Annotated in this window: 13 protein-coding genes and 3 pseudogenes; 8 read left to right on the top strand and 8 right to left on the bottom strand. The window is 37.7% G+C overall.

The features are described 5' to 3' along the window. Positions 1–268: 268 nt before the first annotated feature. Positions 269–1,165: pseudogene (locus tag ACEN33_RS05815) on the bottom strand (NAD(P)-dependent oxidoreductase); the annotation flags it as partial. Between the two features lie 171 nt (positions 1,166–1,336). Between ACEN33_RS05815 and ACEN33_RS05810 the strand changes: the two are divergent. Then, positions 1,337–2,365 (top strand): aldose epimerase family protein, encoded by a 1,029-nt coding sequence (locus tag ACEN33_RS05810; protein ID WP_407089692.1) that lies wholly within the window; start codon positions 1,337–1,339, stop codon positions 2,363–2,365. A 46-nt stretch (positions 2,366–2,411) separates the two neighbouring features. Here ACEN33_RS05810 and galE read toward each other — a convergent pair whose 3' ends face one another. From galE to ACEN33_RS05795, 3 genes are read right to left on the bottom strand one after another with little or no spacing between them, the layout of a single operon-like run. Then, positions 2,412–3,401, bottom strand: coding sequence for a UDP-glucose 4-epimerase GalE (gene galE, locus ACEN33_RS05805; RefSeq protein ID WP_407089693.1), 990 nt, complete (start codon positions 3,399–3,401; stop codon positions 2,412–2,414). Positions 3,402–3,414: 13 nt separating this feature from the next. After that, a complete protein-coding gene (gene galT / locus ACEN33_RS05800) occupies positions 3,415–4,917 on the bottom strand; it encodes a UDP-glucose--hexose-1-phosphate uridylyltransferase (RefSeq protein WP_407089694.1) in 1,503 nt (500 codons plus the stop codon). Positions 4,918–4,943: 26 nt separating this feature from the next. Continuing rightward, positions 4,944–6,119 carry a galactokinase gene (locus ACEN33_RS05795; protein WP_407089695.1) on the bottom strand — a complete coding sequence of 392 codons (1,176 nt, stop codon included), beginning with the start codon at positions 6,117–6,119 and terminating at the stop codon, positions 4,944–4,946. Between the two features lie 196 nt (positions 6,120–6,315). On the opposite strand from ACEN33_RS05795, the gene ACEN33_RS05790 reads away from it, so the two are divergent. Together ACEN33_RS05790 and ACEN33_RS05785 are read left to right on the top strand one after the other, a co-directional pair. Beyond that, on the top strand, positions 6,316–7,197 hold the full coding sequence (locus ACEN33_RS05790) for an AraC family transcriptional regulator (RefSeq protein ID WP_407090372.1): 882 nt from the start codon (positions 6,316–6,318) through the stop codon (positions 7,195–7,197). 40 nt (positions 7,198–7,237) lie between these two features. Next, a complete protein-coding gene (locus tag ACEN33_RS05785; RefSeq protein WP_407094734.1) occupies positions 7,238–7,795 on the top strand; it encodes a sugar O-acetyltransferase in 558 nt (185 codons plus the stop codon). An 84-nt stretch (positions 7,796–7,879) separates the two neighbouring features. Here ACEN33_RS05785 and ACEN33_RS05780 read toward each other — a convergent pair. From ACEN33_RS05780 to ACEN33_RS05765, 4 genes and pseudogenes are all read right to left on the bottom strand, one after another. Beyond that, positions 7,880–8,839: pseudogene (locus tag ACEN33_RS05780) on the bottom strand (IS30 family transposase). A 555-nt stretch (positions 8,840–9,394) separates the two neighbouring features. Beyond that, positions 9,395–10,342 carry a sugar-binding transcriptional regulator gene (locus ACEN33_RS05775; protein WP_407090370.1) on the bottom strand — a complete coding sequence of 316 codons (948 nt, stop codon included), beginning with the start codon at positions 10,340–10,342 and terminating at the stop codon, positions 9,395–9,397. 110 nt (positions 10,343–10,452) lie between these two features. Then, a complete protein-coding gene (gene tkt, locus ACEN33_RS05770; protein WP_407094733.1) occupies positions 10,453–12,456 on the bottom strand; it encodes a transketolase in 2,004 nt (667 codons plus the stop codon). Between the two features lie 23 nt (positions 12,457–12,479). Beyond that, positions 12,480–13,397, bottom strand: coding sequence for an ATP-dependent 6-phosphofructokinase (locus tag ACEN33_RS05765; protein ID WP_407090367.1), 918 nt, complete (start codon positions 13,395–13,397; stop codon positions 12,480–12,482). 283 nt (positions 13,398–13,680) lie between these two features. On the opposite strand from ACEN33_RS05765, the gene ACEN33_RS05760 reads away from it, so the two are divergent. The 5 genes and pseudogenes from ACEN33_RS05760 to ACEN33_RS05740 all read left to right on the top strand — a co-directional run bounded on the left by ACEN33_RS05760 (position 13,681) and on the right by ACEN33_RS05740 (position 15,645). Beyond that, complete coding sequence (locus ACEN33_RS05760) at positions 13,681–13,989, top strand: ABC transporter permease subunit (RefSeq protein WP_338487402.1); 309 nt, start codon at positions 13,681–13,683, stop codon at positions 13,987–13,989. Positions 13,990–14,123: 134 nt separating this feature from the next. Continuing rightward, a pseudogene (locus ACEN33_RS05755) lies at positions 14,124–14,717 on the top strand (amino acid ABC transporter permease); the annotation flags it as partial. 2 nt (positions 14,718–14,719) lie between these two features. Beyond that, positions 14,720–14,863 (top strand): hypothetical protein, encoded by a 144-nt coding sequence (locus ACEN33_RS05750; RefSeq protein ID WP_407090366.1) that lies wholly within the window; start codon positions 14,720–14,722, stop codon positions 14,861–14,863. Between the two features lie 33 nt (positions 14,864–14,896). Then, a complete protein-coding gene (locus ACEN33_RS05745; RefSeq protein WP_407094732.1) occupies positions 14,897–15,259 on the top strand; it encodes a uroporphyrinogen decarboxylase family protein in 363 nt (120 codons plus the stop codon). Continuing rightward, on the top strand, positions 15,235–15,645 hold the full coding sequence (locus tag ACEN33_RS05740; RefSeq protein WP_407094731.1) for a hypothetical protein: 411 nt from the start codon (positions 15,235–15,237) through the stop codon (positions 15,643–15,645). Before ACEN33_RS05745 ends, ACEN33_RS05740 begins: the two co-directional genes overlap by 25 nt. Positions 15,646–15,831 lie beyond the last annotated feature (186 nt).

Here is a 15,831-nt window from a genome sequence, read left to right as displayed (position 1 = left end):
GATGAGACTAAAAAGTTTTTCTTTAGCTTAGAAAATCGATTAAAATATTTTAATTTCGATAAAGTGATCCAAAATTGAAAAATAACGACTAGAATAACTCAATATTTAAAAGTATGAATTATTCAGGTCTGTTATATTAAGTTAAATTTTTTAAAAACTTTAATAATCTCATTTTCGTTATTATTCGAGACTTCCAAAACAGAATTATCCAAGTTTTAAAATAGATTATAAAATAACCAGTATCAATCCAAAAATCGCTAACTTTGGCTCATTCATTTAATTCTCCGTCCCACCATAACTTCACAATAGCTTGAGTTCCTTCATCTGAATGCCCTGCCTCAGCAAGTTGCGTGTATAATTTATGCGCTAATTCAGTCATCGGTAACTCCAGTTCCATTTTCTTAGATTCATCTAAAGCAATCTTTAAATCTTTCACAAAATGCTTCACAAAAAAGCCAGGTGAGTAGTCATCTTGAATAATTCGCGGCCCATAATTTGCTAAGGAGCGGTTACTCGCTGCTCCAGATCCAATTGTTTCGACCACTTTATCTAACGATAGATTCGCTTTTTTAGCATAGGTCATCATCTCAGCCAAGCCTAACATCGTTCCAGCAACCATAATTTGGTTGACTGCTTTGGCATGTTGGCCGGAGCCATGCTCACCAAAATGAGTCACATTGGCTGCGAATGTATCAATAACCGGACGCGCTTTCTCTAGATCAATTGCATTCCCTCCAACTAAAACAGCCAGACGCCCTTCACGAGCGCCAATATCCCCACCTGTTACAGGCGCATCCAATACGCTAACATTCAATTCTTTCGCTTTGTCTGCCAATTGTATCGCTAACGACGGTGTACTTGTTGTCATATCAATAAACAAGCTGCCTGAATGAGCTCCCGTAAACAAGCCTTTATTCCCATAATACACTTCTTCAATGTCTTGTGGATAGCCAACAATCGTAATGACAATGTCTGTTGCTTCTGCTACTTCTTTAGGTGTATCCAACCACGTTGCACCTTTGTCGACTAAGTTCTTGGCTTTTGATTTTGTTCGATTGTATACAAATAATTCATGCCCTGCTTCAAGAATGTGCCCTGCCATACTTTGTCCCATGACACCTAAACCGATAAATCCAACTCTCATGTTATGCCTCCTTGTGATGTATAAAGCGTTCTGAGATTATTATAACATTGGGGGTGAAGAAAGATAAATTATAGGTATTACTGATCTCTAAGTTCTGATAAGTATCAATGTATATTTTATAACTTCTTCTTGTATTTGTTGATTAAATAAGCTAAATTTGATACATCACAATAATGGAGGCGCTTACTGAATATGGATTATACTATTAAAAAATATGGATCATGCAACGGCAAAGAGTATGATTTAATTCAAATTACAAACAATGATGTTATTATTACTTTCACCAATCTAGGAGCTCGAATCAACCAATGGAAGATTGGCTCAGATAACTTAATACTGGGTTTTGATAACCCTCAAGAAGCCGAAAAAGGAAAAGGCTATTATTACGGAGCAACAATCGGCCGAATTGCGGGAAGAATAAGCAAGGGACAATTTTCAATTGATGGAAACGACTATCAACTCCCTCTAAATGAGGGTGATAACCACTTACACGGTGGACCTAATGGCTTTGATTTGAGGTATTGGGAATATGACATTATACAAACAAACTCAGAAATTTGTATTACATTCTCCTTGACTGATCAAGATGGTGAGAATGGATTCCCCGGCACATTAGAAGCTCAAGTTATCCATACTTATACGGTCGATAATGAATGGAAAATCACTTATAAAGCTACTTCGGATGCAGACACACTATTCAACCCGACCAATCATGTCTACTTTAACTTAAATGGAACACATACAGTGCCTATTCTTAATCACCAACTAAAGATCGAAGCGGATAAGTATGTACCCGTTAAAGCAGAAGGAACACCCGTTGGTGAATTATCAAGCGTAGAGGGTACAGCTTTTGACGTACGTGAAGGTAAACAGATTGGAGATCAGTTCAAATTAAATGACGCTCAAGTTGAGTTGAAAAATGGATTTGACCACCCTTTTGTTATACAAGCAGATGCTTCAGATACTCCTATTGTCTTATCGGTCCCTGTCTTGAATCGTTCCATCGAAGTATCTACAGACTGTGAATCAGTTGTCGTTTACACACATAGTGTCGTAGATCCTCCAATGGGAATTTGGGGTGAGGAACTACATCAATACGCTGGAGTTACACTTGAGACTCAGACTATCCCTGATGCGGTTAATCACGATGCCTTTGGGAATGATATCTTACGAAAAGGAACACAGTTCGAAAGTGCAACAACATATAAATTAGTTTATTAACTCAAAAAAACCTTGTAGCTAGTGTAGCCACAAGGTTTTTGATATTTTAATTAGCATACCCCTCAGGATTAGCTTCATGCCAGTTCCAAGCAGTCTGAATAATACCCTCAATCGTTTCATAGGCCGGTTTCCATCCTAATATCTCACGCGCTTTTTCGCTCGCGGCTACTAATTTTGCTGGATCTCCAGCTCGTCGTTCACCGATTTTTACTGGGATTTCTTTCCCCGTTACTTTACGTGACGCTTCAACAATTTCTTTCACGGAATACCCCGTACTACTACCTAAGTTAAATATCTGACTTTCAGTGTTCGTATTTAAATACTCTAGAGCCAGAATATGTGCGTCAATCAAGTCTTCAACGTGTACATAATCTCGGATACATGTTCCGTCCGGCGTATCATAATCATCACCAAAGATCGTCATTGCATCACGTTGACCTAAAGCCGTTTGTAGTACAATAGGGATTAAATGCGTTTCTGGATCATGATCTTCACCAATTCCACCCGTACTCAATGCGCCAGCGACATTAAAGTAACGCAATGATACAAACTTAATCGCGTGTGCTAAATCACACCACTTAATCATGTTCTCCATCATTAACTTGCTTTCACCATACGGACTCGTTGGAGCTTTCAGCTCATCTTCCGTGATTAAAGGCGCTTGGACATCCCCATACACTGCAGCAGTTGAGGAGAAGATAATTTTCTTCACATCATTCTCTTGCATGACTTCAAGTAGTACTTCCATACCAACAACGTTATTGTTAAAGTATTTCAACGGTTTCTCAACCGATTCCCCCACTAATGAGCTGGCCGCGAAATGAAAAACAGCCTCGATCTGTTCATCTTGTACAATTTGATTCAACATCGTCTTGTCTCTAATATCACCCAAATAAAAAGTAGCCGCTTCATCTACCGCACCGCGGTGACCCGTCACTAAATTATCTAAGACGCTAACGTTGTAGTCTTTTTTTATCAGCTTATTAACAGCATGTGAGCCAATATAGCCGGCTCCACCTATAACTAATACATTCATCTATTCACACCCTTTACACTTGATTCAATGCATCGATAAAGCGAATAAACCCTGCTCTACCTTCATCTGTCTGTTTAAATACACCAGCATCTTCCAAGACGCGAGCGAATTTTAATGACATATTCTCTTCAATCACTGATTGGATTGACTCTTCAGTAATTGCTTCCGTATTGCTTGCCATCTCCACAGCCCATTCTTGATGAACAGGTGTCACTTCTTCTATAGTTCCTTTTCCTAATAGATACGCTTTAACCGTCTCTAATTCAGTCACTAATCTTGGTGGCAATACCGCTAAGCCCATCACTTCAATGAGACCGATATTTTCTTTCTTAATATGATGCACATCTTGATGCGGATGGAAGATTCCATCCGGATAGTCTTCACTCGCTCGGTTGTTACGCAGAACTAAGTCCATCTCAAACTTACCATCTTTAAACCGAGCAATTGGCGTAATGGTATTATGACGCTCTTCATCGGTATAAGCGATAATATCTAGGTCTTTATCTGAATATGCCATCCACTGATCTAAGATAAACGTTGATACTTCAACTAAATCTTCTGCTTTATTACTTCTTAAACGAATCACAGACATCGGCCAATAAACTAATTCAGCTTCAACCTGATCAAATTTATTTAATTGTACCGTCTTAAAGCCTTTAGCTTTTTCCATCGGAAATACGTGACGCCCACCTTGATAGTGGTCATGTGCTAGGATTGACCCACCTACACGTGGTAAATCAGCATTTGAACCCACAAAGTAATGTGGTAATACTTTCACAATTTCTAAGATATTATTAAAACATTTACGGTCAACCGCCATTGGCATATGGGTTTCATTTAAAAAAATTGAATGCTCGTTATAGTAAACATACGGTGAATATTGGAAACCATACGTTTCTTCAGGTAAGTCAATACGAATAATCCGGTGGTTTTGACGCGCAGCATGATTCGCGTGCCCTTCATACCCTTCGTTCTCCATACAAAGCACACACTTAGGATAGTCCACACTTTCTTGAGTTAATGCTTTCGCGATTTCCTTTGGATCTTTTTCGGGTTTTGACAAATTGATTGTCACTTCCAAATCCCCATACTCACTTTGTCCAGTAAAGATAATATTTTTCGCAATATTACGTGTTTTAATATAATCATTTTGTTGTGATAATTCGTAAAAATAGTCCGTCGCTTGTTCTGGATTCGCTTGATATTTGTCCCAAAACTTCTGATTCACGCTCGATGGGGGTGGTGTTATTAAATCCATGATTCTCGCTTCCAGCATCTCAGTCTCTGATTGCGTCACATCAATAATTCGCTCATCTTTTGCATATTGTACTAACATGTCCATGTACTCCAACAAGCTAACGTCCGCTTGAGCCACTTCAGGTAAACCTGCTTCTTTAAGATTTAAAATAGCCAGCAAGCGATTGACAGTATAATGACGGTCTAACGCATCCAGTACTTTTAATTGAACCGCTTTGTCTGTGAACTGATGAATTGTTTTTTGAATGTTTAAACTCACAAAATTCCTCCTATCAATAGTCTGCTTTATAATTTCTTCGCGCCGTCGCCAATTTTAGCGATATAAAAACTCGCATCATAACCGATTTGGTCTTTGTATCGTTGTCCTATTTGATTAATTGCTTCTTCCACTGCTTCTTTGTTTACTAAAGCAATAGCACAACCACCCATACCAGCCCCCGTCATGCGTGCACCAAGAACGCCTTTTTGATCCCAAGCTGCTTCAACTAAAGCATCTAATTCAGCACCAGTCACTTCATAATCTTCTCGAAGACTAATATGTGATTGATTCAACAGCTGGCCAAACTCTTCAAGTTGATTTGCTTTCAATAATTCAACTGCTTCTTGTGTTCGAGTATTTTCGTATACTGCATGTCGAGAACGCTTTAAATAAGTCTCATTACTAAGCAGTCCAGTATTAGCATCAAATGCTTCGTTCGATAAATCGCCTAAAGTCTGAATATTTAATTCTGTTTGAAGCTCCTCTAGCGCTGCCTCACACTCAGAACGTCTTTGGTTATACTTAGAATCAGCCAACTCGCGGCGTTTATTTGTATTCATAATCAAGATGACGTTATCACCAAATTCTGCCGGCACTAACGTATAGTCAAGCGTATTTACATCTAGATAGATGGCATGATCATTTTGACCCATTCCAATGGCGAATTGATCCATTATACCCGTGTTTAAACCAATAAAATCATTCTCAACTCTTTGCCCAATTTTCACTAAATCTAATCGCTCTAAGTCTAAATTAAACTCTGATTCTAATATGACTCCGATTAATAATTCTAAAGATGCAGATGACGAAAGCCCCGCTCCGTTAGGGATATCTCCGTAAATGAGTAAGTCAAATCCTTTGTCCACTGTATGTCCTGCTTCTCGAACATACTTAATCATTCCTTTAACATAATTCGTCCAATTATCTTGCTTATCAAAGATCAACTCTTGGTCTAAATCAAACGAAATAACACCCAATTCATCAAAGTTATCTGATATACAATTGACCGTCATATCATCACGCAACCTCACTAGCCCCATTGTTCCCTGTGTAATTGCGCAAGGAAGTACGTGACCTCCATTGTAATCAACATGTTCCCCGATGAGGTTTACACGTCCTGGTGAGAAGTATTGGGATGTTGAGGAGCTTTGAAATACCTCTTTAAACCGTGCTTCTAAATTATTTATCATTTTTTCTTTCATAACATACCTCCGTAATAAAATGACATCATTTTTTTATTTAATAAAACAACTTGCTACTTATCTAACTCAGTAAGCCCTTTCAATCATTATTTTATATTTCCTCATGAAAATAGTCTATATTCATTTGTCACAAAAACATGTCATTTTGTTTACTATATGATAAACTATCTGTGTAGTATTGAGAGGGGGTTATTTTTTGAATAGTTATTGGAAACATCTTTTTCTAGATAATGGAGATCTGTCCTTGATAGAAGCCGGCTTACAAAAGTATGAGACTAACCAAATTAATAACTACAAAGTTAAGCACGATATAGTATTTCATATTGTTCTGGAAGGAAAAGGTCATTATACTGTCAATGATAAAAATTATGAATTAACCGCAAGTGATAGCTTTATTTTGAAAAAGAATCAACATGTTTATTATTATCCAGATAAAGATGACCCTTGGACCATCTGTTGGATTGGTATAGGCGGCGACCATTTAGATACTTATTTGAGTAATTCAATGATTCCAAATGTTGATGTCTTAACTTTCAAGGATAGCAGTCCGGTTTTTGAAGAAATGAAACAATTTATATACTTTTTATCCGAAAGTGATCCGAATGATTTACAAGACAATTTGAAAACATTTAGTATGTTATATCATTTTCTTTACTCGCTTAATGAAGAATTTCCACTTACCAATCATCAAAATACGAATGCTCTTTCAGAACCACGTTTAGCAGAAAAAATTTACAGTTATATCTATAAGTATTTTCACAGTGCTTTCACAGTAGGTGATATTGCGGAAGAATTCAATATTAGTCGTAATTATGTGTTTAAATTATGCAAAGAACACTATGGCCAGTCTCCAAAACAAATCATTCAAGAACTCAGAATGAATCAAGCTTCACAGTTACTGCGAGGATCTAATTCCCAAGTTAAAGAAATAGCTAGTACTGTCGGTTATAGAGACGCCTTTAGTTTCTCTAAAATGTTCAAAGAATATTATGGTTATAGTCCAACCCAATTCAGGAATTTAACCGAAGAAGAAATCGACAAGGCTTTGTTTATTCGCGAGGAGTTTTTGAAGGTATGATTTAAATCGTTTTTCAAATAAATAATAGAAAGGAACTTTTATGAATACAGAAGATATTTATAATAAAATGCATTCTGGTGAAATATATATTGAAAACTCAGAAACATTAAATGATCAAGCAAAGTATCGAGATTTACTGTTCCATTTCAATCATACTTTACCTAGTGAAACAAAAAAAGTCCGAAGTATATTAACAGACTTATTAGGAGCTATGGGAGAAAATTCGTACATAGAGCCCCCTTTTCATGCTAATTGGGGGAAGAATACTTATATTGGAAACGATGTTTATATCAATTTTAGTTTGACTATTGTTGATGATACTCGTGTTGAAATTAAAGATCATGTCATGATCGGTCCCAATGTAACTATCTCTACCGCTTCTCATCCTCTAGAACCTGAGCTTCGATTGAAAGGTGCACAATTCAATAAGCCTGTCACCATCGAAAAGAATGTGTGGATAGGAGCAAATGTGACTATTTTTCCCGGTGTTACTATCGGAGAGAACAGTGTCGTCGGTGCTAACAGCACCGTCACTAAAGATATCCCAAGTAACGTACTTGCTTTTGGTACGCCTTGTAAGGTGATAAAAAGAATATGAAATCACAAAAAAAGACTTGGTTCACAATGTAGTGACCCCCTAAATCCGGACACGGATTTAGGGGGGTTTTAGATGTATTATTTGTCAAATTAAGCGAGACAACTGCTCTTCATTTACATAACTCAAAAAGACTTCCAATGGTGTCTGGTAGTTCAGTGATTTTCTAGGTATATGATTTCTTTTTGAAGCCACAGAGGAGATGAAATCCTGATTGACTTGATTGAAATCCATTTCTTTCGGTAGGCCATCTTTTCGAAGGAGACCATTTGAGTGTTCGTTTAAACCTCGTTGTGATGGTGTTCCTGGGTCTGCAAAATAAATAGCTATATCATTCGTATTACTGATATTTTTCCAATTTGAGAACTCTTTACCACAATCGAAAGTAATCGATTTAAAGAGATTTTTAGGAATCGATTGAAACCAAGTATTCGTTGCTTTTTCAATATCGATTGCTTTACGACCTTCAGGTTTCAAAGCAATAATGACTTTTGAAAGGCGTTCAACGAGGGTGATGACGGCACTTTTATGATTGACACCGACAATCGTGTCGCCTTCTAGATGACTGAACTCTGTTTCAAAAGAAGCATAATCCGTTTCTCGCTCAGTGATATTTCGTTTGAATGCTTGTTTTCCACGACGTTCTTGATGACCGTTTGGTTTTCGTTTCCCTTGCATGGGTAACTTGCTTTGATCAAACTCACCATTTTTAAAACGACGATATAAGGTACGGACAGAACATGAAATTGAAAACTCACCTCGTCCAACAATCACATCCGGGGTCCAGCCTTAAGTTGTCTTGTCTTCGATGTATTCTTTTTCTGCTTTGGGTATTTCAATCGGCTTTCTTCCACAACGTTTTTTATTTTTCTTATACTGTTCGAGGTATTCGAGAGCCGTTTTTCCTTGTTTAAGAAAATGATAAACATTGTAAATGGCCTGTCTACCACGCTTGAGTTTCTTGGCAACGAAAGCAACGGGTGTTTCTTGATGAAAATATGCCTCTATAATTACGAGTTCATTTGGTGTAAGATGGGTATAGGTCATTTATGTTCACTCTCCCTGTATTCTTTCGACGGAATGACAATTTGAGTGTAACATAAATGATTTTTTTATTTGTCTCGCTTAATGTTACAATCGGCGATACTTAACGACTCCATCTTCAAACATACTTACCCCTACTCTCTAAGTTAGTAATATTTGGGATTTGTGTAAATGTGATTCACGCTTGTCTATGATAATAAATGAATATGAAGAAAAATTCAAATAGTTATTGTTATTTTGATACTTTCCCCTAACTTGCCTATGAAATTTTAACTCACTCGTCGCTTAAACTATAGTATATAGAGAAAATAAAGGATAAGGTTACCTATCGATAACTTTATCCACTCTTTCATCAAATGAATCCAGTTAATTTTAATCTTTAGGATTTTATAAAAGTCTTTAACTTTATAAGTCCAATACGTCAGAAAAATAAAACATATTTATTCATATATTTTATAGACTAAATCAAAATATGTGAATTATTCTTATCGAACTCTTCATTTATTACACAAAAAACACTAAAACTGAGTCTACAGTTTTAGTGTCCATTTTGTGTAGTTAAATACCGTCCCCCAACAACCCCTCAGCAATCGTATCCGTCGTCACAATAATATTCAACAAATCACTTTCAAGCGCTGCTCGGATTGCTTCAACTTTCTGATCCCCATATACCACAGTCATAATAGCAGGTATCTTTCTCAATTCTTCAAGATTTAGACCAATAACATTTTTATTTATTTCACTATCTACTTCTTTTCCTTCTTGATTGAAAAATCGTGAATTAATAACACCTACAGCATTATGCCCCTTTAAGTCGGTCGCATCTTCTTCACTTAAGAAGCCAATTTTTCGCATGTTACTTTCTTGATCCAAACTTGAAATCCCAATTAAAGCCAAATCAACTGTTTTTCCTTCTTCCAAGATACTTTGAATTGCATTGTTACTACTGAGCTCTTCTCGTATTAACTCATTTGATACTAATGCAGGAGAATAAAGATATTTCGCCTTACCTCTCATCTTCCTCGCTAAGTCGTAACTCAATTGATTGGATTGTATCTCAAAATAATCATCACTTAACCCACCGATCAAAGGCAGGACTGTGGCACCTTGATGATTCGTATAAGGAAAATGATCCACTAAACCTCTTAAGGAATTCCCCCAAGAAATACCGATTGTCTGGTGTGAAGGAAGTATTTTCTTCAAGTATAAAGCAGCTTGTTGGCTTGCCATTTTTTTCACTTCAGCTTTATTAATATCTAGTGTATCAATGATAATGGCATTTTTTAGCTTGAATTTTTTCTCTATTTGCCTTTCTAACCTAGCCGTATAGACACTACTGCTATTAATCACAATTTCAACGATTCCATCTCTTTTTGCTTCAACAATCATTTTAGATATGAATGATCTCGATACGCCTTTTTCGCGGGCGATTTCTGATTGAGTCATTCCTTCTTCATAGTACATCGTCGCAATCTTTACAATGTCATTTTCACCCATTTTCTCCATACAGTCCTCCAATTACCCATCATTATTAGTGAATAACAAAAGTCCATCAAAGTAGGCAACTTTGCTAAGGTCTACTTTGATGGACACATATTATTTAAACGCTTGTTTAATTATTTTCCAAACGCTTCAGTGTATTTACTTACAACATTTTCTGCAGTAAAGCCGAAGTATTCAATGACTTCTTCACCTTTACCAGATGCCCCAAAGCGGTCAATACCTAATGCTACACCATCTAAACCGATATAACGTTCCCAACCGAAAGTTGCGCCCATTTCGATTGACATACGGTTACGTACAGCTTTTGGTAAGACACTTTCTTTATATTCTGCTGATTGCTCATCGAATAAGTTTTGTGCTGGAAGTGATACCACTGATACATCTACACCTTGTTCTTTTAATTTCGCTTGTGCTTCTATAGCTAAGCTTACCTCAGAACCAGTAGCAATTAAGATACCTTCAGGAGTTTCACCTTCACTTGGCGAGATAACATATCCACCTTTACGAACGCCTTCTTCAGCTAATTCGTTAGATCCTTCTAGTACTGGTAAGTTTTGACGTGATAGAACTAACATTGTTGGACGGTCTTCTGATTCAATTGCTACTTTCCATGCAGCATATGTCTCATTCACATCGGCTGGTCGAATTAAGTTTAGGTTAGGCATTGCACGGAATGCTGCTAAGTGTTCGACTGGCTCATGAGTTGGGCCATCTTCCCCTACTGCTACAGAGTCGTGTGTCATAACATAAGTTACTGGTAAGTTAGATAGTGCTGATAGACGTACTGCTGCCTTTAAGTAGTCTGTAAACACGAAGAATGTTCCAGCGTATACTTTAGTTCCACCGTGTAAAGCAATCCCGTTCATCATGGCTGCCATCGCGAATTCACGCACACCGAACCAAATGTTTCTTCCTGCACGGTTTTCTGGCATGAAATCCGTGTCTGAATCGATCATTGTTTTGTTAGATCCTGATAAGTCAGCTGATCCACCCCATAGGAAAGGTACTTTTTCAGCAAGACCTTGAATAGCAGCACCACTTGAAGCACGACTGGCTTCGGCTTTAGCATCTGCACCTTTATATTCTAAGTTAGCTGCATAGTCTTCTGCAAGATGTCCGTTGAATCCTTGTTCAAAGGCTTTAGCTTTCTCTGGATTAGCTTCTTTATAGGCATTGAATACTTCTAACCATGCATTATAAGCTTCTTTACCACGATTTTTTACTTTTTCATCGAATAATTCTTGTGCTTCTGTTGGCACATCAAACGCTTCATGAGTCCATCCATAAACTTCACGTGTTGCTGTCCAGTTGTCAGCACCTAATGGGTTACCATGTGTATTTGCTGTTCCTTGTTGAGGAGAACCGTAACCAATCACTGTTTTAATCTCGATTAAAGTTGGTTTTCCTTTGTTTTCTTTTGCTTTTTGAATCGCGTTTGAGATATCGTCTAAGTTAGTTCCATCTTCAACACGTAAGTAGTTCCAGTTCGCTGATTCAAAACGTCCTTTAATATCTTCGTTGAAGGCTTTATCTAAGTCACCATCTAATGAGATATCGTTTGAATCGTATAATACGATTAATTTATCTAATTGTTGACGACCTGCATAAGAAATCGCTTCGTAACTAATTCCTTCCATTAAGTCCCCGTCACCAACTAATGTATAAGTGTAGTGATCAATAACTTGATGCTCATCTGTATTGTAGACAGCTGCAGTATGTTGCTCCGCCATTGCCATCCCTACAGCTTGTGCAATTCCTTGTCCTAAAGGTCCGGTTGTTGCTTCAACGCCATCTGTATGACGGTATTCAGGATGCCCTGGTGTGCGACCGTTTAATTGACGGAAGTCTTTTAAGTCGTCAATCGTTACATCAAAACCACTCATATGTAATAAACTGTAAAGTAAAGCTGAACCATGACCTGCAGATAATACGAAACGGTCTCGGTTTGGCCAATCAGATAACTCTGGGTTCACATTTAAATGACCTGCCCATAAAGCATAGGCCATTGGAGCCGCACCCATTGGTAAACCAGGGTGACCAGAATTTGCCTTCTCAACTTGTTCCACACTTAAAGCACGTAATGTATTGACCGCTACTAAATCTTTTTCGTTAAACATTATATTCCTCCAAAGAATTATTTTTATTTTTCTATTAATGCGAATGTTTCTTCAAAACTTACATCTGTTACTTTATTATCTATAACCGCTGTGCAACGCTCCGTCTTTCCTTCTCTTAACAAAGCAACAGCGTGTTCTCCAAAATCTAAACCTAAAATCCGATCTTCGGCAACTGGATTTCCACCTCGTTGGATATGACCAAGTAATAATGGATGAATTGGATATCTTGTCTCACGTTCGACAACTTCTTTAAACTCTTGAGCTGACATGACACCTTCTGCAAGAATGAATAACTGATATCGCTTATTCATAGCTTGGGATTTTTCGATGGTTTCTTTTACTAGATTCACATCAAAATCTCCTGGTTCAGCAATTATACCATCTGCGTCTAGCGCACGACCGGTCCATCTTGCAATATCTCCCGCTCTACGGCCCATCACCTCAATACAATAAAGATGTTTATGGCTTGACGCAGATTGGATGATAATATCAACTGTTTCAACAACATTTCGAATGGCAGTTTTAAAGCCTAAAGTTAATTCTGTAAGTGGAATATCATTATCAATCGTTCCAGGAATCCCAATGGTTTGTATACCTAGTTTCGATAAACTATAAGCACCATGATATGACCCATCTCCACCAATGACAACTAGTCCATCTACATTATCTTGCTTTAATTGCTTAGCAACTCCAGCTTGAACCTCGGCTTTTTTGAATTCTTCCGACCTTGACGTACCTAAGAAAGTTCCGCCCACATGATGATGTGGTTTTACAACTTCAGGTGTCAATTCAATATAATCATTCGCGATTAAACCAGTATATCCCTCTAGATAACCACGAACTTCGATGTTATGTTTGCGCGCTTCATCAACGATCCCGTTAATGGCTGCATTCATTCCTGGAGCATCGCCCCCGCTAGTTAGTACACCAATACGCTTCATCTGATTCTCCTAAATTCTTTAAACCATATAGTAAAACAAAACATAAGATTCTGACCAATCAAAGGTTTCATTAGAAACAATAATATCACAGATTCAACACTATTGTACAACGCTTTCACATAAAAGTAAAGCATTTGCTACCAGGTGTGTCGGATGCTAAAACTTAGACCATTCGCCTCTACCTAATACCAGTATTTAGGTCTATTCAGTATACAATTCCCTTCAAATAACATATAACTGAATATTGATATTCTTGGGTTATGCCCGAGTTAGGAGGTAGGCAATGTTAGTAGTTGAAGGTATGACAAGTTGGCAAAAACATCGTCGCATTATTTTCCCACAAGTATTACCGATTGCGTTACCCAGTTTAGGAAATGCGTTAATTGATTTGTTAAAAGATACGTCGTTACTGTTCTTAATCGGTTTAGTCGATATAATGGGACAAGCAGATATTATAATCGCGAACACCTACGGTGTTTATCAACTTGAAGTATATATTGCGATAGCGTTAATTTATTGGGCGCTGTCTTCACTTCTCGTATTCGGATTGAATTTCCTCGAGAAGGGTTATAGTCGCTACTATCAAAGATAAGGAGGTCGAGCACATTGGATTTTGATACACAAGTTATGATTGATACTATTTGGGTTGTCATGCGGGCTGTACCACGGACTTTTGGAATTGCTGCTGTGGTGTTAGTCTTTGGGATTTAATTAGGGGCTGTCTTCGCTCAATTAAAGATGAAGCCTGTACCGGTTATTACACCACTCGTTCGTCTATTTGTCTCTTATATGCGCGGGGTGCCGTTAATCGTTCATTTATTCGTGATGATGTACAGTTTACCTCAAGCGAGTAGTTCCTTACTGGCAATCTTTGGGGTCACAGTGCAACCACATGATTTTCCGAGTTTAATTATTGTTATTACGATCTTCTCATTACTTGAAGCTGCGATTGAATCGGAGAATATCCGAGGGGCAGTTCAGTCCATTGATCCCCGTCAAATTGAGGCTGGTCAATCGATCGGGATGACACGTCGTCAGGACTTACATCGCATTATTATTCCACAAGTATTAAGTGTGGCGATTCCTTTGTTTCTCAATGCCTTTTTGAAAAATATTAAAGGTCTGTCACTTGCCTTTACCGTTGGTATAGTAGATATTTTGGCTCAAGCCCGTTACGCTGCGGCATTAAGTTATCGTTATTTAGAATCTTATATTGCGGCAGCTTTAGTTTACTGGTTAATCTGTGGCGTTTTACAAATGATATTTAACCGTGTTGAATTGAAATTACAATTTGGTGAAACACGTAGACAAGGAGTGTAATAGTGAATAAATTTGACCGTATAAAGTTAGCGATTAGTGGTGAAAAGCAGGGTTCAATCCCCTTTTCCTTCTGGACACATATACCAGAGATTGATCGCTCACCCAAAGAAGTCGCCCAAGCGACGTATGATCTATTTAAACAGTAAGATTTAGATTTTATTAAAACGATGAATAATGGTATGTACGCCGTAGAAGATTATAATACGGAGATCGATTTTTCTGAAGTGGCTAAAGGTGGGGTGGCTAAAGTGATTAAAACACCGATTAATGCCTATGAAGACTGGTCAAACTTACCATTGTTAGAGTTAGAAACCGCGTCAGCCCTGCAAAGAGAACTTGACCACCTTGAACACTTACTGAATTTAGTGGACGGTGAAGCACCGGTGATTATGACGGTTTTTAGTCCCTTAACAACAGCAGCTAAATTAGCTAAAGGGCGACTGATTAACCACCTTAAACAGGATGAACATGGTTACATTCACCAAGCACTCGATAGAATTTCTGAATCAACAGCTCGTTGGCACATAAAGCCATTGAGTTAGGTGCAGCCGGTGTTTACTTCGCATCACAAATGAGTTCTTATGACAAAGCGAGTGAAGAAATATACGCTGAATATGGTGTGCCTTATGACTTACAAGTGTTGAAAGGTGCTCGTGATGGTTGGTTTAACGCAATTCATGCACATGGTGATGATATTATGTTCGACCTGGTTAAAGATTATCCCGTTCAAGTGTTTAACTGGCATGTGTGGGAAAGTTTACCGGAGTTAAAAGAAGGTATTGATTATACTAACAAATGTGTCATGGGCGGCATTGCACGTATGGATATTACACATAATAATCGTAACCCTCTTCATCATCAAATTTACCGTTCAATTACAGAGTCTGGGTGGAAAGCACTTAATTCTTACACCTGGGTGTGGGATTAGACATCCTTTTGAAGAAGATACAATTCGTTATTTACAGAAAGTAAAAATCGAAACTGAAGCGTTATTAAATAAGTAAGCCAATAATTAAACCGTCCTTTCGAGGACGATTTTTCTTGTTTATGAGGTCACGAGATCTCAACAAAAAACCGAGGCTGTTTTTACACAGTCTCGGTTTAATTTTCTTTA

Source organism: Ruoffia sp. FAM 24228, assembly GCF_045528575.1.
Taxonomy (GTDB): Bacteria; Bacillota; Bacilli; order Lactobacillales; family Aerococcaceae; genus Ruoffia; species Ruoffia halotolerans.
This window is presented reverse-complemented; position numbering and strand designations above follow the sequence as displayed.